This is a genomic window from Desmonostoc muscorum LEGE 12446 (assembly GCF_015207005.2).
GTDB lineage: Bacteria > Cyanobacteriota > Cyanobacteriia > Cyanobacteriales > Nostocaceae > Nostoc > Nostoc muscorum.
Genome location: NZ_JADEXS020000001.1, coordinates 6,135,593 through 6,155,293 on the forward strand (window position 1 = coordinate 6,135,593; position 19,701 = coordinate 6,155,293).

The following is a 19,701-nucleotide window of genomic DNA, read 5'->3' on the forward strand; positions in this document are numbered from 1 at the left end:
TAAAAATTATTGGCTATTTGTATTAGAAACTGGGAATTGGTTTAATTCAAGTGTGCCGATTTTTTGCAAATCATACTATATTATTTTTTGGAATTATCCATATATTATGTAAATCTTCAAAATTTATCATCAAAATTTTACATAACAGTCAAATTCAGCTTGGAGATAGTATAACTTATTTCAAAAGAAGCAACCACCTGATTTTCTAATTAAATCTCGCGGTGGATAATTAAATTCTGATTCTCCAAGTATAAATTGAATATATAATTTTAATCCCAAAGGGTGGTTTTTATGAGTACAGTAATTGAGCTAGCAAGACCAAAATTTTGCAAAGGACAAAAAGTAGAATTTATTGGTGGATTAGGAACCATAATACAATGCTGTCGTAACTCTGGACATTGGTCGTATCTTGTAGAAATGGAAATGGGTGCAGAACCAGAAACGGCCAGGATTGGTTGTGAAACTACTATTTTACTATTTGAAACAGATATTATCTTACTCGAAGACTACCCTCTTGCGGCTTAGGATTTCAGGATGGCATCATCGTTTTACAAGGCTCAAATCCCCGACTTCTTAGGGAAGTCGAGGATCTAGATAGATTAAGTTTGACATTTAGTTAGAGATTACTAATCATAACTAAGTTGTATTCCTAGATATAATCTAGAAATAAAGAATATCAGGAAGTAACATCTTCCTCGTCATTGAATCCCACTCGGTATTACCTGGCGATCGCTTCTAGTTCGCTGTAGATCCGAAAATTTTGAATCTTGTTACTCTCTAAAATAGCTCTTGCACCGGCCATATAGATATCAGTAGCATTTAATAGTACAATAAAATTGCCAAGATTCAATTGCTCTTCATAATATTTAGCTAGATCATCAGGAACTTCTAAAGCATTGTAGTTACCTTTAGTAATTACCGAGACTTGACTCATAGGAAAGCCAGCTTTCTTGAGTTGTGTAAGTGCTGTTTCTGTGTCTTGACGCCGAGAAAAAACACCGACTCCATATTTATAGCGACTTTTGGGGGATAAATATGGCTGATAAACACCGCAGTGTTGAATGTTATGGCGATTAAAAATCCTCTTGGCAAACCGAATTTCGATTTCTATGCCAGTTACTATCACCAAATAGTAACCTTTGAAGACTAAATCGCTGTAAGCGTGTGCTTGTTCTTCAGGAATTCCCAAACATAGCAGGGCACCAGCCAAACTACCTGCGGCAACACCGATCGCACCACCTGTGATAGTAGTAGCGATCGCTGTTGCTTCTGCCCCGGCTAGCATGACTAAGCCCATATCAGGAATTGCCAACAAATTTATACTAACTAATAAGCTAGCAAGACCACCCAAAGCACCACTGGTACATTCGTCAGATGCGTTGCCAGTATCCTCTTTAACTCCAATACCAGGAATATCACATTGTTCTTCTACATTATTGCGTGCAATTACAGAAACTTTGTGCATCGAAAAATTCACAGACTGTAGTTCCTGAAGTGCCAATTCTGCATCTGAAGATTTAGCGAAAATCCCTATAAATTTTCGCTCTTTTTCTAATGTCATTTTCTCTGTTTCGACTCAAAGTGATTCCCAAAATTGTTAACTAATCTGAGAAAATTACACAGCGCTACGAGTTAGTAATCCCCAAAGGAAAATCAATAGCATTGCGCCCAGAACAGCAAATAAAATGCTTCCCAGTGATAAAGCTCCAACAGATGCAGCAGCCGCTGAACTACTTCCTAACAAGACTTGACCTAAATAACCCCCAACTACGGCTCCGAGAATTCCTAATACAATGGTGGAAAGAATACCACCACCTTGGGTTCCTGGATAAAATAACTTAGCCAAAGCACCTGCAATTAAACCCAAAACTAGCCAAGCAATGATGTTAGTCATAATCTTTATCCTTGTTAAAGTGTTGTTTTTTTGACTATTTAATATTAGAATTTTTCTGATAAATTCCCGATCTATCTAGAGAACTAATATCAAAAATCTTGAGATATTATTTGTGATGTTCACAGGGCTTCATAATGTAGGAACATGGAGTCAAAAGTTGTTTCTGCCCTACGGCGAAGTTCTCAGCGATTGAACACAGCAGTGCGAAGGTGACTGTGGAAGTTGGCGATCGCTTTTTTGATGGCAATGGCAATGACCATCTCAACGGCACTCCTGGCAATGACTACCTCAGTGGTGGCAATGGCAAAGACTCCCTCAATGGCAGCAATGGTCATGATACCCTCGTTGGTGGTAATGGTAACGACATCCTTTGTGGCGGTAATGGAAAAGACATCCTCTTCGGTGGCAATGGTGATGACAAACTGTTCGGTGGTGCGTTAGCCTTTGGCGTAACGCACACTACATATATTTCAATAATCAAATATGAGTCCTATAGGGATTAAACTCTCATCGGACTTATGCAAGTGCCATGTTTTTGTTTATAGATAATAAAACCCCAGGACTGGGAATTCATTCCTGGGGCTGTTATACCTGACCACCTTTACCTTTTTAATGTAAAAATCTTCTAAAAACTGAAGTTTGAAAAGACATATATATCTGTGTTTTGTCCAAAAACAATTATATTAAAATAGGAAATTTGTGTTATTGTTAGCGATTTTTTTATTTAAAATAGTAAATTAATATTCTGATATATTTCCAAAACCAAAAATTTTCTACTATTTCAGCTAATAGATATAATTCAAGTAATTATGTCTATTATTTTACTCACAAAAGCTTGCTTTTTTCCAACTAATAATTAAAAATAAAAATATCATGATTCATACATGATTGTAGCCGAAAAAAGTGACAGAAGCCCTTATAAAAGCCTGCGAAAGCAGGCTTTTTTATGTCTGGATATAACTGCAAATTGAGAGACTGATATTATAGCCTTTTTGATCTATTGGAACCACAATTACTTGTAGCGCGCACAGATTTAATTCGTGTCAACATTTTTGGAAATTTCCCTAAATTCAAAAGCTCTTAAAACAGAATTCTGAATTCAGAATGGGCTGCGCTAACAGAATTCAGCAATCTTTTTAGTGGGGGATTTAGACCCGCCACTTTCTTGTTGACCACCAAATTAAAAATTTGGTGGGGACTTAAACCCACTTATTCAGACGCGACGCTCGAGTACTCGCTCATAGTGTTGCCATGCCGAACGCGAGTGCGTCTCGTAGAGAAGACTTTACGCTCCACTATCCGCCAGTCATACAGAATACCCTACTGAATTTTGACGACTGACGCCTCTATTCTTTCTTGTTAAATCTAGAAATAAAAAACATAACTATAAGAATTACGTCCAAATATTAAATATTTGATGACCAAGGTGACAAACGTACTCCTTTGGAGAACCTGTTGGCGCAGCCTCTCGAAGAGAAGGGTAGGCCGCCTGCGCCAACTAACAGAAAATCAAGGGTTTGAAACCCGCGCAGGCGGGTAAAGCCTCGTGTAGCCGCGACTTCCAGTCGCCTGGTGAAAGATATAAAAAAAGCCGCTATCACTATACAAAACGAATTTTGACCGAAATTGATGGGATGCTTCAGAGAGAGGCAGCAAGAACGGGTAAGCCAAGACAATTTCCCTGTTTCTGTCTCCAGAGGCCACATGGAAGCTTCGTTTTGCTGCTGAGAAAATATTCTGCATAATTAAGAAATATAAAGTTATGTTACACTTAGTAACGAGTCAGGAGCCAATGGCAACAGACATCTGACAAAAAGCTGATTTGTTAAACATTCCCACAGAACTTACAAAATGACTCTATCGATTTGTCCCGATCTCACTACTGCCGATCAGAGACTGTCAACTTTAGCTACCGAGCAACAGCCAACTGTCACAGAAGCGGAAATGATGCAGGCTGTGCGTACTTTGTTGATTGGATTAGGAGAAGATCCAGACCGCGAAGGACTAAAAGATACTCCAAAAAGAGTGATGAAAGCCTTGCAGTTTCTCACAAAAGGATATCATGAATCTTTGGATGAACTGCTAAATGGAGCAGTCTTTACAGAAAACGCCAATGAAATGGTCTTGGTTCGGGACATCGATATTTTCAGTTCCTGCGAACATCATATTCTGCCGATTATTGGTCGTGCCCATGTTGCTTACATTCCTAATGGTAAAGTCATAGGACTATCAAAAATTGCCCGTATTTGCGAAATGTATGCACGACGTTTACAAGTGCAAGAACGTCTGACGGTACAAATTGCTGATGCATTGCAAGGATTACTCAAACCCCAAGGAGTTGCAGTGGTGATAGAAGCAACCCACATGTGCATGGTAATGCGGGGTGTGCAAAAACCCGGTTCTTGGACTGTTACTAGTGCAATGCGCGGTGTTTTTGCAGAAGATGTGCGGACTCGCCAGGAATTTATGAATTTGATCCGCCACAATTCTAATTTTCATTAGATAGGGAATAGGGAATAGGGAATAGGGAATGGCTTAAAAGTCTATGACTTGAAAATAGAGAACGGGACGTCTGTAGGGGCGCACAGCTGTGCATTGGTGTCAACTTAAGCAAAAAGGAACCATAAGATGTAATCTAAGAACATCAATCAAGATGTTCTTAGTGATACATCATGAGTACAAAACGTCCAGCGCGAAAAGGCAACCCAGACCTGCGGCAACAAAAACATGTACCAGCGCCGCCAATTGAAGAAATCGAGCAAGAAATATTTTCATTACTGTCTCCAGGTAACTATATCGCAGGCGTTGGCGAGTTGAAGATGCTTTTTTGCTGACAAAACGGCTTTTGGGTCTGGCTTATATCTGGGTGGGTGATAGTAATGGTGTCCAAATCCAAATTTTTGCTACCTGGATTTTTTATGCTGTTCTTAACCAATTATGTATCGATGTGGCGTAGTTTACCGCCGTAGGCATCGCTCTCAACCAACCTTTAGACCGAATTTCTACAGAAATTGTGTTTCGTGCTTTATACCATTTTTTCCAAGCTGTTCTCCGTAGTGATGCCAGTGAGGCTGTTACTTATCTTCTTGAACATCAAAAGCTGTTTGGATTAATCAAAACTGGGCGTAAGCGCCATCGAGACATTGACGCTTACACCCAACAAATTTGGGCAAAATCTTCTTAAGTTGACACCTGTAGGGGCACGGCAGTGCCCCTACAGGTGTACCTCACGCTTGTCGGGAAACGCTATGAGCAGAAAATCTCATATTTCGCAAAAACATTTCTTCAAAAATCCGAAAAACCGCAACTTTAGTGTGTAGATTAGTCTGGAGTACTTTTGATTGCAGTATATTTTTTTGTGGAATCAGTCAAAAAGTCTAGTCTACTAAGAGCAAGACGCTGATCCTACAATATTTATCGAATTGTTACAAATGAGAAGGACTATAAAACTCGTGTTTGATTTTTGAAACAACTCTGTACAACTCAAAAAGCCTGTTTTTCCGTTGCCTATTGCCTATTGCCTAGAAATCAAAGCCGATGACTATATATACTTACAAAAGCGAGATGGACTTGTGAATAAAAACTTAATAATTCTTCGTAACAATTACCTTAAAAGATAACTTAATAAAAAAATAAACATTCCTGAGACTGCATAAATTTATACTAGACAACAGAAGAGTAAAAATATTTTGTACAAAAAGCGAGTGAAGCTATGACACTAGGCTTTTCTCTACACAAACTAGAAAATGGCTCTAATTATTTGAGATCCTCAGATATCCAAAGTTTTTGTCAACTTGAGTCTGAGCAATTAACTAGTCAAGAGCCAATTTTTTTCGCTCGGATTGTCTATCATGATTGCTTGCTGAAAACTCATCAGGAAGTTATCAATTATCATCAAGAACAATCTCCTTTTTCTCAAAAGACTTTAGCTTATTTGCGTTCAGAAGCATGGCTGACAGACTTTCCGCCTGTTTTTACTATAAATAGATTTGAATTAAAAGATTTTTCATCCATTTGTTACATTTGCCCGATAGGGTATAGGAATCAAAAGCCTGAATACATCCAAATCATTACTGATGAACCTCTCTCACCGAGTTTAGAATTATACATCAAACGCTCCGCCATGCTCTTAGGTAAGTATGTAGATATTTGCTTAGACTATGGAAGACAAAAAACTGAAATTCAACTCCTGGAAGATATTTTGCATCGAATAGGTCATCAATTGCGTAATTCTTTAGGACTAATTGGATTGTACGCACATAATTTATGTTTGGGATTAAAAGATAATCCTTGGCAAGAACAAGCAACAATTATCAGCGAAAGTATCCAAGATTTAGATACTAATTTAAACGAGCTTATTGATTGCGGTCAAAGTGCAAAATTAAGGGTTACTCCCCAAGATTTAAGAAGTTTAGTTGTTGAAAGTATCACAAATTTACAACCTTTAATTAATGACAAAAAACTTAAAATAACCATTCCCGATACATCTACAATTCTGAAAATAGACCGACTACAAATGAAGCAAGTATTTGACAATATACTGAGTAATGCTGTTCATTTTAGTCCGAATTCCGGAACTATCACTTGTAGCTGGCAGATTTTTCAAGATGAAGTTTTAATTAAAATTTCTGACCAAGGGCCAGGACTATCTCCAGAAGATTTACAAAAAATATTTACGCCGTTTTATTCCCGTCGCCAAGGAGGTACAGGTCTGGGTTTAACCATTGCTAAAAAAATTATTTTGGATCATCAAGGAAATATTTGGGGACAAGTTTTATCCGACAAGGGGGCACAATTTTCGGTGATTTTGCCAAGACCAAGAAGTGGATAATTAATTTGTAATTCCTAATTCCTAATTCCTAATTAAAAAGATGATTAACAATCAAAAGCTTTCAGTTTTACTGGTAGATGATGAAGAACGCTTTCGCCAAGGGTTACGTACCCTGCTCAATTTTTATAATATTAATTCTGCATTACCTGTAGAAGTTGTGGGTGATGCAGATTGTCTAGAGCAAGTTTTAAAATTCACGGCTCAGAAGAATCCAGATTTAATTTTGTTGGATATGCAATTAACAGGATGTGATGGGATTACAGTTCTGGCACGTCTGAAGGAAACTGCTTTTTCTGGTAAGGTTTTAGTATTATCTGCTCATCAAGAAGATGACTGGATTTTTCGGGCAATGCAGGGTGGAGCCGCAGGTTATGTGTTTAAAAATCGTTTGGCGACTCAATTGTGTGAAGCTATTAATACTGTGACTAGATCTGAAATTTATTTACCTTCAGAAGTTGCGAGTCGATTTTTCCGCTTTTTTCAAGCTTATTCAGATTCTTGTGTGAGAGCATGTCATCAAGTGCATTTAACACAAAGAGAACAAGAAGTTTTATACTGGTTAACTCAAGGTGCTTCTAATGAAGAAATCGCTAAGCATTTATATGTGACAGTTGCTACTGTTAAGGCGCATCTCACCAGTATTTTTGAAAAATTGAAGGTTACTAGTCGTACTCAAGCTATTGTGGCCGCACTCAAGTTAGGATTAGTTAAAGCTTGAGCGCAACGGAAGTAATCGGCGCAATTCACGAAACTCTTTCTCTATGCCTTCATTTGAATCTTTTTATCAAGAATACCCCTGTTCGTACAATTCTCCCTTAAATTGCGATCGCCCTTTCCAAACGGCACAGCAAATCAAGGGCGCTAAGTTTTGCTTGGAATGTGGTTTCCCAGCAACTTTACCGCAGGAGGCTGAGATTAAAGGAAGTCAGGGTACTTATCAAATAGGTAGTTTTTCCGGTGTGCGGGGTTTAGGCCGTTTATACTCAGGTATTCAACTTAAGGATAAACAGCCTGTAATCATCAAAGAATATCTCCTACCCAATCGCTGTTTTAATGAAAACGAAACTCTCAAACGCAAAGAAAGTTTTAAAAGAGTAGGTGGGGTAACTTTAGCCGATAGTCGAATTCAAAACTTTCGACTTGTGGAGACTAAAGAAGCGATCGCTGATGATAAAGGAGAACGCTGTTATCTCATCGCTAAAGGAATAGACTCATCCCAAACTTTAGGTCAATATATCATTGAAAAGGGAGCAATGACAGCTCCTCAAGTGCGGGAAGTCCTCAATCAAGCACTACAAACTTTGCAATTTCTCCACACCCAAAAGCTGCGTTTTCCTTCCAATCAAATACAACTCGGTTTAACCCACGGCAACATCAATGTAGATAGTACTTTAATTAAAGTAGAAAGTCATCAAAAATTTTCTATATATTTTTGTGATTTAGCTATCTGGGAAAACTTATTTATTCCACCCGTTATTGCTCAACCAACCCCCGCTAGACCTGAACAAGATTTACAATCTTTAGGAATGGTAGCTTTTTATTTATGGGTAGGAAGAACAACTAATTTATCTTCTAATCAGCCTTTAGATCCTAGAGATAATCAACAATGGCCAGATACAGATGACCATTTAAAACAATTTATTTATCGTTTAATGGGGTTGGAAACTCCTTTTGAAAGTGCAGAAGCAGCTCGTCAAGCACTATTACAACTTCCCAAAGAAGATAGTGCCAAGAGTTCAGTGGGTTCCTCTGGTTCTCAAATAATTGAAAAACGTTTGCCAATGCCTTTAATCCTACTACTAGGAATCTTGGCCTTATTACTATTAAGTGGGGGAATTTGGTATTTTCTGTTGCGGAATTCAACAGATACACGTAATAAATTTATCGAATGGTCTAGACTGGTACGGAATTTCTCAGAAGTTCCCAACGTTCCTTCAGGACAATTTACTTATACAGGAGAAAAAGATAGTTCATGGAGTTATATTTTAACGCAACCAATAGACAACAGTCGTCTAGCAGATTTATTAGCTAAACCCAAGGCAGATGCAACGGCAACATATAACTATGAATCCGTTTTGTCAGCGGATGTAAATAATCCGATTAGAAGTATAGAAGAAGTACAAACAGGAAAAAAAGACTTTGCAATTACTAGTTTGGGAAATAGCATCACAAGTCAACTAACAAAACAACGAGTTGCCTATGATGGGTTAATTGTTTTTGTTGCATTTAATAAAAGAGATTCAAATCTGGCTAATGCTCTGGGAGGGCAAATCAGTCTTGAGCAATTGCGTCAAATTTATACAGGGAAAATTACTAATTGGCAGAAAATTAATTCCAAACTGCCAAATTCTCTGGAAATCAAGCCTTTTGCTCCCACCGAACCGGAAGCGATCGCCAAATTTCAAGAACTAGTTTTGAAAAATGACCCCCAAGACAAAGCTTTATTTGCAGCGAAAGTTACTAAACTGGATACCACAAAAACCCAGAACCAGATACGCAGCGAGATTCTAGAGGGGCGAGCCACTGGGATTATCAGTTTTGGGATTATCAGTAAAACTTGGAAACAGTGTACTGGTTATCCCCTAGCGATCGCCAATGGTAACAAGCCAGCTAGCCAACCTTTGTTTCAAAGACGCGATCGCCGCTCAATTAATCCTTCAGATGACTTGTGTCAGCATGATGATTATTATGTTGATGTTACTACTTTCCAAAGCTACCCCTTGGGATATCCTGTTTTTGTAGTGTACCCTCAAGACAGCAACCGCCTGACTGGTGGTTCTACATTTGCCCAGATGCTAATTACTCGTCAGGGTCAGTGTTTACTTAGTAAAGTAGGTCTTGTAGCTTTACAACCTATGCCTGATGATATAAATTCCTATGCCTGCAAATCGGTGCCCTAATCCTAGTTGCGAATATTTTAACCGCGCCCTGCCTAACAATACTAAGGTTTGTCCCTGGTGTGCGACTCCCATAGGTAATGTAGTTGCTCCTACATCACAACCACCTATTCAGCCACAGCCCAGTCAACAACCGCCTATTCAGCCACAGCCCAGTCAACAACCGCCTATTCAACAACCGCCTAATCAGTATCAGCGCCCGGTAACAGAGCAACCCAACTACCAAGTTCCTCAACAAGCCCCGGTAGATTATTCAACAGTCTATCAGCCACGGGTTCCTTATCCACCAACACCTCCTGTTTATACCCCCCCGCCTCAAAGAGCGCCAGTCTTAAAGCTGATTCATAGCACTGGTAGAGAATATAACCTCCTTGGGGAAGGAGGTTATATTGGGCGTCGCAGTCAAAGTCCAGGAATAGCGCCGCCAGAAATTGACTTGACCGGTATTCCCAATGAGGGAATAGTCTCTCGTCGTCATGCGCGAGTTGATTGGGACTGGTCGCAAAATGCATATATGATTGTTGACATGAGTACAAATGGTATTTATTTAAACAACAATCCTCTAACTCCCGGGATGCAATATCGACTGCTGAATGGTGATGCGTTGAGATTTGGCCAGGATAATCTAGTTAATTTTACTGTATATGTAATGTAACATAAAATTTTATTACAGCTATTTTCAGGTAAATAGACCACGCGGTAGGGGCACAGCAATGCTGTGCCCTTATGACAGATGTGTTCAAATACTAGGACTTACGCACTGTACAAAAGAATCATCTTGTGAATCAACATAAATACGTAGTTTCAGGTTTTTACTAATCATTTTTTGATGGTAAATAGACCTGCGCTGTAGGCGCACAGCATTGCTCATTAGTCAACTTAAGATCAAATGGGCGGTTATAAACCGCGTCTACACTAAACTTTACCTGCCTCCGCAGGTTTCAAATCCTTAATTTTTCCTCAGTCCACGCAGGCGGACTTCTCTGCGAGACGCTACGCGAACGTTTGTTTAGCCGCGAATTCCATTCGCCCAGGCTTAAGTTGACACCTATGAGCATTGCTGTGCCCCTACAAATGTCAAAATAATTTGGGATAATTTATTTTTTGGAAGTCCCTAACGTGAAATCCGACCCCCTTTTAGGGGATGGGATGAGCTTAAAAACACTCTTACTCATTACTTAGAGTGTACTGAGGATAAATGAGATTCTAACTGTTATACATGGCACAACCAGTCATTATCTCTGGCATCCAACGAGCCGAAATATTCTTATTTGTACGCCACAAGTAACATTACCTGATTGAAGAGGAATTTCAATCAGAACTAGTCACAGTGGTTAATATTTACGGCTTTTGCCTACGAAATGTAGCTAGAAAAATAGCTGGCGATTAGTTGATGATTCTCAGGTGAATTTAGTTTGAATTTATGATCGCAAACACTGTTTTAGATCCTTTAGTAAGCGATATTAGGCGTGCAGAAATTTGTCAGATTTTAGGAGAGACTTACACCCAGGAACGTTGGAATGATTGGCGTTGGCAAATGCGGCATCGGTTGACTAAGCTGGAACAATTTCAGCAGTTATTACGGCTTATTCCTGCTGAAGAACGAGGACTTTTAATAGCACCAGAAAAGTTTGCTGTGGCCGTAACACCACATTTTGCCTCGCTACTCGATCCAAAAAATCCCCTTTGTCCGCTGCGCTTACAAGTGATTCCACGGGAAGAAGAACTCATAGTTAGTAGCACAGATTTGGTAGATCCCTGTGGAGAAGATCGCGATTCACCAGTCCCAGGACTTGTACATCGCTATCCCGATCGCGTATTGTTGCTTGCCCTAGATACCTGCGCGGCTTATTGTCGTTACTGTACCCGCTCTCGTTTGGTGAGCCAAGGTGAAATGTATCCAGTCACACGGCGGTTAGATGCGATCGCTGCTTACTTAGAAGAACACACCGAGGTACGTGATGTCCTAATTTCCGGGGGCGATCCGCTGCTGATGTCTGATGAACCTTTAGACAATTTACTGCGCCGATTGCGTGCCATTCCCCATATTGAATTTATCCGCATTGGTTCCCGCGTACCGAGTTTTTTACCGCAACGCATTACACCAGAATTAGTTGCTTTGCTGCGTAAACATCGCGTCTGGCTGTCCTTGCACTTTTGTCATGTGCGGGAACTTACCCCGGAAGTAGCACAAGCTTGCGATCGCCTAGCTGATGGTGGTATTCCTCTAGGCAGTCAAACTGTGCTACTAAAAGGCGTCAATGATTCCCAAGAGGCGCTGAAGAATCTGTTTCACGGTCTTCTCAAACTGCGAGTGCGACCTTATTACCTTTATCAATGCGACCCAGTTGTTGGCACTGCACATCTGCGAACGAGCGTGCAAACAGGGATTGATTTAATCTCTAAATTGCGCGGTCATACTACTGGATATGCTGTCCCAACTTATGTGATTGACGCCCCCGGTGGTGGTGGGAAAGTGCCAATTCAAGCTGAAACTCTACTCGCTTATGAGAACGGCACAGCTACAGTCCGAAATTGGGCAGGCAAAACCTACACTTATGTAGATTCAGTAGAGTAAAAGCGATGAAATTTTGGATTTTGGATTTTAGATTTTAGATTTTGGATTAAAAGATTCAAAATCTAAACTCTTAGGGATTTCCAAAAAATAAATTATCCCAAATTATTTGTACATTTGTAGGGGCGCACAGCTGTGCGCCCCTACGATGGATATTTTTTTCATTGGAAGTCCCTTAACGTACATACGAACAGTGGGAGTTATGGGGTGATGAGTTTATTTATTGGTCTTTGTTATGACTTGAAGACAGACTACTTGAAGTCTGGTTTTAGTGCTGAAGAAGTGATGGAATTTGACGATGAAGAAACTATCATTGGGCTAGAAAAAGCTCTATTTGAGTTAGGTCATCAGGTTGAACGTATTGGCAATGGCAGAGAACTTGCTCTCAGGTTAGCAAAAGGCGATCGCTGGAATCTTGTTTTTAATATTGCTGAGGGTTTGAAAGGTCGTTCTCGTGAAGCACAAGTTCCAGCAGTCTGTGAATTATTCGCTCAACCTTACACTTTTTCCGACCCCCTCACCTGCGCCCTCACCTTAGATAAGGCACTGGCTAAAAGGATAATACGCGATCGCGGTTTGCCCACAGCCCCCTTTGAAGTAGTGAATTCCACCGCCCAAGCACAAGCCGTATCCCTACCTTTGCCATTGTTCCTCAAACCTGTAGCGGAGGGGAGTTCCAAGGGAGTAACTGGGCGTTCCTTTGTTAAAGAACGCCAGGAGCTAGTGACGATGTACCAATTATTACGCGAACAATTCCAGCAGTCCGTACTGGTGGAAACCTTTCTTCCCGGTCGAGAATTAACAGTGGGTATTATTGGCAATGGCAGCAATTCGCGGGTAGTAGGTGTTATGGAAGTAATTTTTACAGACAAAGCAGAAACTTCTGCCTACACCACCGTCAACAAAGATGAATATTTGGAACGGGTATCTTATCGTTTGCTCATCGATCCTGAACCACTGGCGGCACAGGCAAGACAGCTAGCGCTGGATGCTTACTATACTCTTGATTGTCGTGACGCTGCCCGCGTCGATCTGCGCTGCGATGCTAATGGTGTGTTGCAGTTTCTGGAGATTAACCCATTACCAGGACTTCACCATATCCGCTCAGACTTACCAATTATGGGACGTTTGGCTGATGTGGCATACACAGAAATCGTTGCCACAATAGTCGATTCTGCTTGGGAAAGGTACGAATGTTATTTTAGCTAAAATAATTTGACCATAACTATAGCGCTTCCCATTCAGATGCGGTATAATATTATATCGCCATGTGTAGGGGCACGGCAGTGCCGTGCCCCTACAGGTGTACCTCACGTTTGTCGGGAAACGCTATAACGCAAGTGTCAAATGCTAAAGTTCTTATACCATTTCTTTGTGAGGCTGCGCCAAATTTTCTTAGCTTCTTCTTCTTTCTTTGTGTCCTTTGCGCCCTTTGCGGTTCGTTCATCATATAGTTTGGCGCATCTTCATACAGAATTGGTATTAGTTTTTAGGCTGTTCAACTAAGCTCGATCTCAGAAGTCAAAAAATAAAAACGGCTGACTAAAAGCACTGCTCCGATAAGCATTCCTAGTAATAAACCCAACCATAAACCTATAGCACCCCAACCTAAAGTAAATGCCATCATGTAGCCACTACCTAGACCAACTCCCCAGTATGCGAATATCGCGATCGATGTTGGTGTGCGCGTATCTTTTAAACCAATTAAAGCACCAGCAGCGATCGCCTGAATAGAATAAAATATCTGTACTATTGCCGCTACACCTAAGAAAGAAATTGCAGTGTTAACTATCTCGACATTATTCAGATTATTGGTGTCCAAATACATGCTCACAATATAGTTGGGAAATAGCCAAAAAATTATTGCCACAATGCTCACCAAAGGAGTAATAAGTGCAATGCAAATAAATGCTGCTCTGTTTACACCTTTGAGATCGTTTTGTCCCTTCAACTGTCCTACTCTCATGGTGATGGCATAAGAAATGCCTATAGACACGGTTTCGACAAAACTTTCTGTCTCAACAGCAATTTCATGGGCTGCTAATTTATCAGTGCCAAACCACCCCATGAGTACAGCAATGGCAGTGAATACTCCAACTTCGGCTCCATACTGCAAACCCAAGTACCACCCTGTTTGGCAGATATCTACAAACATCTCCCTATCGAACTGAAGCAGAGCGCGATCGAGATGGTAGTCTTGAAAGTAATCATCGAAGCGAACCCAAGTAGCGGCGGCGATAAAATTTAACCAAAGAATGAGTGTGCTTGCCCAACCGATACCAGCTAAACCAAGGGCTGGTAAACCAAATTTACCGAACATGAATACATAATTAGCAGCCCCATTTAATAATAATCCCACCACTGTAATTACTGTCAGGAATTGGGGGCGATTGAGGGCAGAACTAACTTCTTTTAAGATACAGAAGCCGAGTGCAGCAGGAAAACCCCAAACAATAGATTGTAAATATGTTTTAGCTAATAATACGTTGCTTTTTTCTTGACCAATCAGTATCAAAATTAAATCAAAGTGCCAAATGATAAACATTACAGGGAAGCAGGCGATCGCAGCTAACCAAATTCCCTGACTGGTAGCACAGCTAACTCGATCTATTTTTCCTGCACCAAAAGCATTAGCAACAGTTGCACCTACTGTTGAGAGAGTAGAACGACAAATAGAGGCTAGAGTAGAAAAGGTGATAGCACCTAAAGCACCAGCCGCTAAAGCTTGAGTGTTAAGTAAGCCCATCATCACCCCATCCAATAAAGGAATTCCCGCTTCTAAGATTTGAGCAATTACTAAAGGAACTGCTAATTGTAAGCAGGCTTGGATTTCTAATATGAACTCTGATTTAAGTTCTTTTGAGGTTAACTCCATTTCGGGATAAACACTAAGTAGGGCTATAAAAAGGTTACCTTAATATATTAAGATAAGTTAAGCTCAACAACGAAAATTTGCTGATTTTGAGGAGCGATGTCTAGGACGGGCTACGCCTACGCACTAGTAGAAGTTGGCACAAATCCACGTATCATAACAGACAAAAAATAAAAGAGGAGTCAGAATTCAGAATTCAGAATTCAGAATACTCTACCCATAAAAGAATAGAGTATTAGGGACTTCCAAAAAATAAATTGTTCCAATTATTTGTACATTTTTAGAGGCGCGAACAGTGGGAAATTTTTGATTTGTAAGTTCCTATTCGGGGATTCCTTTTAATAAATAAGTCATCATTTCACCTTTACCTTTAACCTTAATTAAACCTCGTTCTTCCAATAAAAATTTATCCTTTAAAAGTTGATAACTTGCTTCACAAACTTGGATGCCACCCGCAATACCGTGTGATTCCATTCGACTAGCTGTATTAACAGTATCTCCCCAAAGGTCGTAGGCAAACTTTTTCAGACCAATCACTCCTGCGACTACCGGTCCTGTACTAATGCCAATACGAATGCGAAAAGATTGGTTATTTTCTTCATTAAACTGAGCTACAGCATTTTGCATATCTAACGCCATGTTAGCTATGGCGATCGCATGGTTGTTAGACTGATTTGGCAAACCAGCAACAGCCATATACGCATCGCCAATCGTCTTGATTTTTTCCACTCCATGACGTTCTGCCAATTGGTCGAACAAACAAAATATTGTATTCAATAAATCAACTAATTCCGCAGGAGATGTCCGGCTTGAAAGCTCTGTAAAACCAACAATATCGGCAAATAACACCGTCACTTCCAGAAAGCTATCTGCAATAGTTGTCGGCTGTTGTTTTAATTGTTCGGCAATCATCTCTGGCAAAATATTTAGTAGTAGCCGTTCTGATTTTTGCTGGGCTACCTCCATTGCTTTACGAGCATCAAATTCATTTTTTTGTAAGCGCTCATATAAATAAACAGAAAAAACACAAATTATGCAAGTCCAAAAAAGATATAACCCGTGTTCAACATAATAATCTAAGGGATTCTTTAATGTGGGATTATATAAAATATATAAAATTAAATAGCAAACAATTGTCCCAATTTGTGATACTAAATGCATCCACCATTGTACTGGCACAAGTGTAGCTTGAGTTAAAAACATCAGACTCCAGAGATTGTTTGTAGGTTCCAGTTTATTAAATAGCAACGCTACATCAATTTGGACAACACAAGTTACAGACCAGCATAAGCTCAAAAAAATTAAATCTGGATGGCGGCGACCTATGGAGGTTTTACATAAAGCCCAACAAAGAAGAATAAATAATTCTACTACAAAACCAATTTTAAAGGCATATATTTTGCCTTGTACTTGTGAATTTACCCAAAAGAAAAAAGCAATCAAAGTCAAGCCAGAAATCAGCATGATTTGAGCCTGCAATTGCAATCGCTTGAGCAGGAAGCGCTGTCGCTGTTCTTTGTAGGATTTGTCAAAGCTATTGCTTATTTGCCAATGGGACATCCCTTGACTCATCAGCGCATCTAGTTGACTTTTGTCAGAGTTATTTGGATTAATCATGCACTTTTTACGTTATTAGTAATCAAGGGAGTGGGGAGTGGGGAGTGGGGAGTGCGGGGGATGAGAGAGATGAAAGAAATGAGGGGGATGAGGGAGTGACGGAGTGAGGGAGTGAGGGATGAGAATTAATAACCAATCCCCAGTCCCCACTCCCCAATCCCCAATCCCCAATCCCCAGTCCCCAGTTCCCAGTTCCCAGTCCCCAATCCCCAATCCCCAATCCCCAATCCCCATAAATGGCTCGTACCCCAACATTAACTTTCGATCGCGGCACACTAATTTTGCATCCACCACCACGCGGCAAAGCTTGGATGGACTATGCCACATGGGATGATAGAGTTGAAAAATTCCGCATTCCGGCGATTAGATACCGATCGCTGGTGGAAGCACTACAGGCGGAAGATGTTAACTTTATCGATGAAGCAAAGGAATTTTTTCCTCTAGATTTGGTTTCTAGTTTGGAAATGGAACCCTATGCTCACCAGAGTGAAGCCCTAGCAGCTTGGAAACTAGCGGGTAGGCAAGGGGTGGTTGTGCTTCCCACGGCGGCGGGAAAGACTTATCTAGCACAAATGGCGATGCAGTCAACCCCCCGCACGACGCTGATTGTAGTGCCAACTTTGGATTTAATGCATCAGTGGTATGCACATTTAGTGGCGGCTTTCCCGGATGCTGAGGTGGGATTGCTGGGGGGTGGTTCGCGGGATAAAACAGCCATCCTGGTGGCGACTTACGATAGTGCGGCAATTCACGCGGAAGCGATCGGAAATCAATATGCTTTGATTGTTTTTGATGAGTGTCATCACTTACCAACGGATTTTAATCGGGTAATTGCTGAATATGCGATCGCACCCTATCGCTTAGGACTTTCTGCAACACCAGAACGTACCGATGGCAAACACGCTGACTTAAATATTCTCATTGGTCAAGAAGTATATCGCAAACGCGCTGAAGATTTGGCGGGGAAGGCGTTAGCAGAACATGAAATCGTCCAAATTAAGGTAAAGTTATCACAACTTGAGCGCGAAAGATACAACCAATTAATTCAAACTCGCAACGACTTTTTAAAGCAATCTCGCATTTCTTTGGGCAGTCTTCAAGGTTGGCAAATGTTCGTCCAAATGAGCGCTAGATCCCAAGGTGGGCGGAGAGCTATGTTGGCGCACCGCGAAGCGAAAGATATTGCTTTGGGTACTGATGGAAAGTTGCGAATTTTAGCTAATTTGTTGGCAGAACATTATCCGGCACGAATTTTGATTTTTACTGCTGATAATGCTACGGTTTATCGCATTTCCCAAGAGTTACTAATTCCGGCAATTACTCATCAAACTCCTGTGAAAGAACGCCATGAAATATTAACAAAATTTCGTGAGGGTACATATAATACTTTGGTGGCTTCTCATGTGTTAAATGAGGGTGTTGATGTGCCTGCGGCTTCTGTGGCAATTATTTTATCGGGAACTGGTTCGGCTAGAGAGTATACTCAGCGTTTGGGGAGGGTTTTAAGGAAGGGGAATATTGAGAATAAGCAGGCGATTTTGTATGAGGTGGTGGCGGAGGATACGAGTGAAGAGGGGACTTCGGCGAGGCGCAGAGGGGAGAGGGAAGTAAGAGGAAGCGGCGAGAAGAAGGGGAATTTGCAGGTTGTGTATGGGAGTGGGAAGGAAAGGAGTTTAAAGGCGGCGGAACAGTTAGAAATTAATTATTCAGTCCAAAATCCAAAATCTAAAATCCAAAATTCAGCAGATGTTACCGACAGAGTTATTGATGCATCGCCAAAACGGGGAGGAGATCATTCCGAAGAGACTGAAGATTGATCGGCAAACTTCGGAGTTAGCGATTGAGTTAATTAATTATTTTCAATCAGCGGTGGGGAAGACTCAGGGTGTGCTTGAGCGACAACTGACTGATTTTGAAGGAGATTCGACAGATTATCGGGTGAAGCGGGGATTAGCTTATATTCTCAAAAGCAGTTTTTGTACTTTTGAAGTCGTTAGTCCTTTGGAACCACAAATGTTAAGAGAACGGGTGTTTTCTCTGGCTGCAAAGTCTGTTTCTAGTCGGGAATCTACACAAGTTATTCTGGGGAAAGTTGCTGATGAATTAACTCAAGAACTTGAACGGGAAGTTTTACCGGAACAGGTTCGGAATGGACTATATGCTGATTTATCTGAGAATAAAATTTTGACGGTTTTTGATGCACCAACAGCGCCAGATTTGTTGAATCGCTATAATTTATCTCAGGTGCAGGGTGTTTTTTATAAAGCGAGTCAGTTGGTGTTAAATGCTCATCGAAATGTTCCAGGAGAATATAAGCTGTTATTTCGCTATTTAAAATTGTTTCAATTGATGGCTTATATTGAAGGTGATGCTGACCACGGGTTTACAATTACGATAGACGGACCGACGAGTTTGTTTAATCCTAGTACGCGATATGGGTTGGCGATCGCTAAACTAATTCCCGCTTTACTCCACGTTACAAAATGGAGTCTTTCTTCAATTCTTCAAAGTCGTGATGCTTATACAAATACTTGGAAAACTGGACGTTTTACTCTCAATTCCGAATGTGGATTGGTATCTCATTATCCACCAGGAAAGCCCTACGATAGTATGCTAGAAGCATCCTTTGCTGATAAATGGGATGCGTTGAAAAGTGGTTGGGCGTTAGAGCGAGAAGTTGATTTGATACCAATTCCTGGTAGCGTGATGATTCCTGATTTTCGCTTGGTGCATTCTGATGGGCGTAGTTTTTTATTAGAAATTGTTGGTTATTGGCGACCAGAATATTTACAAAAAAAGTTTTCTCAGGTGCGACGTGCTGGACGTGATGACTTAATTTTGGCAATTTCCGAGCGACTTAATTTAGAAAAGGCGGGCGTAAAATTAAATGATGTTCCCGCCAGAATTGTTTGGTTTAAAGATAAGTTATTGCCAAAAGCTGTATTAGCTGTCATGGATTGAATAAGGAGAAATCGAAAGTAGCAGAAATATGATGCAACTAAATTGAGAAACCGG

The 19,701-nt window shown here is 40.6% G+C and carries 16 protein-coding genes and 1 pseudogene; 13 read left to right on the top strand and 4 right to left on the bottom strand.

Going from position 1 to position 19,701, the window contains the following annotated elements; genetic code table 11:
- Positions 1-291: 291 nt before the first annotated feature.
- Positions 292-525 carry a hypothetical protein gene (locus IQ276_RS25805; RefSeq protein WP_193915535.1) on the top strand — a complete coding sequence of 78 codons (234 nt, stop codon included), beginning with the start codon at positions 292-294 and terminating at the stop codon, positions 523-525.
- Positions 526-718: 193 nt separating this feature from the next.
- On the opposite strand, the gene IQ276_RS25810 is transcribed toward IQ276_RS25805, so the two are convergent.
- Both IQ276_RS25810 and IQ276_RS25815 read right to left on the bottom strand, forming a co-directional pair.
- On the bottom strand, positions 719-1,561 hold the full coding sequence (locus IQ276_RS25810; protein ID WP_193915538.1) for an ABC transporter permease: 843 nt from the start codon (positions 1,559-1,561) through the stop codon (positions 719-721).
- A gap of 54 nt (positions 1,562-1,615) precedes the next feature.
- The gene (locus tag IQ276_RS25815; RefSeq protein WP_190878678.1) at positions 1,616-1,894 is read right to left on the bottom strand and encodes a GlsB/YeaQ/YmgE family stress response membrane protein; all 279 of its coding nucleotides are present in this window, start codon (positions 1,892-1,894) and stop codon (positions 1,616-1,618) included.
- A 209-nt stretch (positions 1,895-2,103) separates the two neighbouring features.
- Here IQ276_RS25815 and IQ276_RS25820 point away from each other — a divergent pair, with 209 nt between their 5' ends.
- From IQ276_RS25820 to IQ276_RS25865, 10 genes and pseudogenes are all read left to right on the top strand, one after another.
- Complete coding sequence (locus IQ276_RS25820; protein WP_309245609.1) at positions 2,104-2,397, top strand: calcium-binding protein; 294 nt, start codon at positions 2,104-2,106, stop codon at positions 2,395-2,397.
- Positions 2,398-3,745: 1,348 nt separating this feature from the next.
- Positions 3,746-4,396: a GTP cyclohydrolase I FolE gene (gene folE, locus IQ276_RS25825; protein ID WP_193915540.1), complete on the top strand. Its 651-nt coding sequence runs from the start codon at positions 3,746-3,748 to the stop codon at positions 4,394-4,396.
- A gap of 170 nt (positions 4,397-4,566) precedes the next feature.
- A complete protein-coding gene (locus tag IQ276_RS25830) occupies positions 4,567-4,728 on the top strand; it encodes a hypothetical protein (protein ID WP_193915543.1) in 162 nt (53 codons plus the stop codon).
- Positions 4,695-5,078 (top strand): annotated as a pseudogene (locus IQ276_RS25835) (IS4 family transposase); the annotation flags it as partial. The gene IQ276_RS25830 and the pseudogene IQ276_RS25835, both read left to right, overlap by 34 nt.
- Before the next feature lie 528 nt (positions 5,079-5,606).
- Complete coding sequence (locus tag IQ276_RS25840; RefSeq protein WP_193915545.1) at positions 5,607-6,725, top strand: sensor histidine kinase; 1,119 nt, start codon at positions 5,607-5,609, stop codon at positions 6,723-6,725.
- Between the two features lie 40 nt (positions 6,726-6,765).
- Positions 6,766-7,443 carry a response regulator gene (locus tag IQ276_RS25845; RefSeq protein ID WP_193915548.1) on the top strand — a complete coding sequence of 226 codons (678 nt, stop codon included), beginning with the start codon at positions 6,766-6,768 and terminating at the stop codon, positions 7,441-7,443.
- A 43-nt stretch (positions 7,444-7,486) separates the two neighbouring features.
- Positions 7,487-9,625: a substrate-binding domain-containing protein gene (locus tag IQ276_RS25850; RefSeq protein ID WP_193915550.1), complete on the top strand. Its 2,139-nt coding sequence runs from the start codon at positions 7,487-7,489 to the stop codon at positions 9,623-9,625.
- Entirely contained in the window at positions 9,603-10,277 is a 675-nt protein-coding gene (locus tag IQ276_RS25855) for an FHA domain-containing protein (RefSeq protein WP_190882582.1), read from the top strand. Before IQ276_RS25850 ends, IQ276_RS25855 begins: the two co-directional genes overlap by 23 nt.
- A 768-nt stretch (positions 10,278-11,045) precedes the next feature.
- The gene (locus IQ276_RS25860) at positions 11,046-12,200 is read left to right on the top strand and encodes a KamA family radical SAM protein (RefSeq protein ID WP_190882581.1); all 1,155 of its coding nucleotides are present in this window, start codon (positions 11,046-11,048) and stop codon (positions 12,198-12,200) included.
- A 207-nt stretch (positions 12,201-12,407) separates the two neighbouring features.
- Positions 12,408-13,406: a D-alanine--D-alanine ligase family protein gene (locus tag IQ276_RS25865; protein ID WP_193915553.1), complete on the top strand. Its 999-nt coding sequence runs from the start codon at positions 12,408-12,410 to the stop codon at positions 13,404-13,406.
- Between the two features lie 289 nt (positions 13,407-13,695).
- Here IQ276_RS25865 and IQ276_RS25870 read toward each other — a convergent pair whose 3' ends face one another.
- Positions 13,696-15,072 carry an MATE family efflux transporter gene (locus tag IQ276_RS25870; RefSeq protein ID WP_193915555.1) on the bottom strand — a complete coding sequence of 459 codons (1,377 nt, stop codon included), beginning with the start codon at positions 15,070-15,072 and terminating at the stop codon, positions 13,696-13,698.
- 318 nt (positions 15,073-15,390) lie between these two features.
- On the bottom strand, positions 15,391-16,686 hold the full coding sequence (locus tag IQ276_RS25875) for an adenylate cyclase (protein ID WP_235115975.1): 1,296 nt from the start codon (positions 16,684-16,686) through the stop codon (positions 15,391-15,393).
- Between the two features lie 236 nt (positions 16,687-16,922).
- On the opposite strand from IQ276_RS25875, the gene IQ276_RS25880 reads away from it, so the two are divergent.
- Positions 16,923-18,503: a DEAD/DEAH box helicase gene (locus tag IQ276_RS25880; protein WP_235115976.1), complete on the top strand. Its 1,581-nt coding sequence runs from the start codon at positions 16,923-16,925 to the stop codon at positions 18,501-18,503.
- The gene (locus IQ276_RS25885) at positions 18,433-19,647 is read left to right on the top strand and encodes a DUF790 family protein (RefSeq protein ID WP_190882576.1); all 1,215 of its coding nucleotides are present in this window, start codon (positions 18,433-18,435) and stop codon (positions 19,645-19,647) included. Before IQ276_RS25880 ends, IQ276_RS25885 begins: the two co-directional genes overlap by 71 nt.
- Positions 19,648-19,701: the final 54 nt, after the last annotated feature.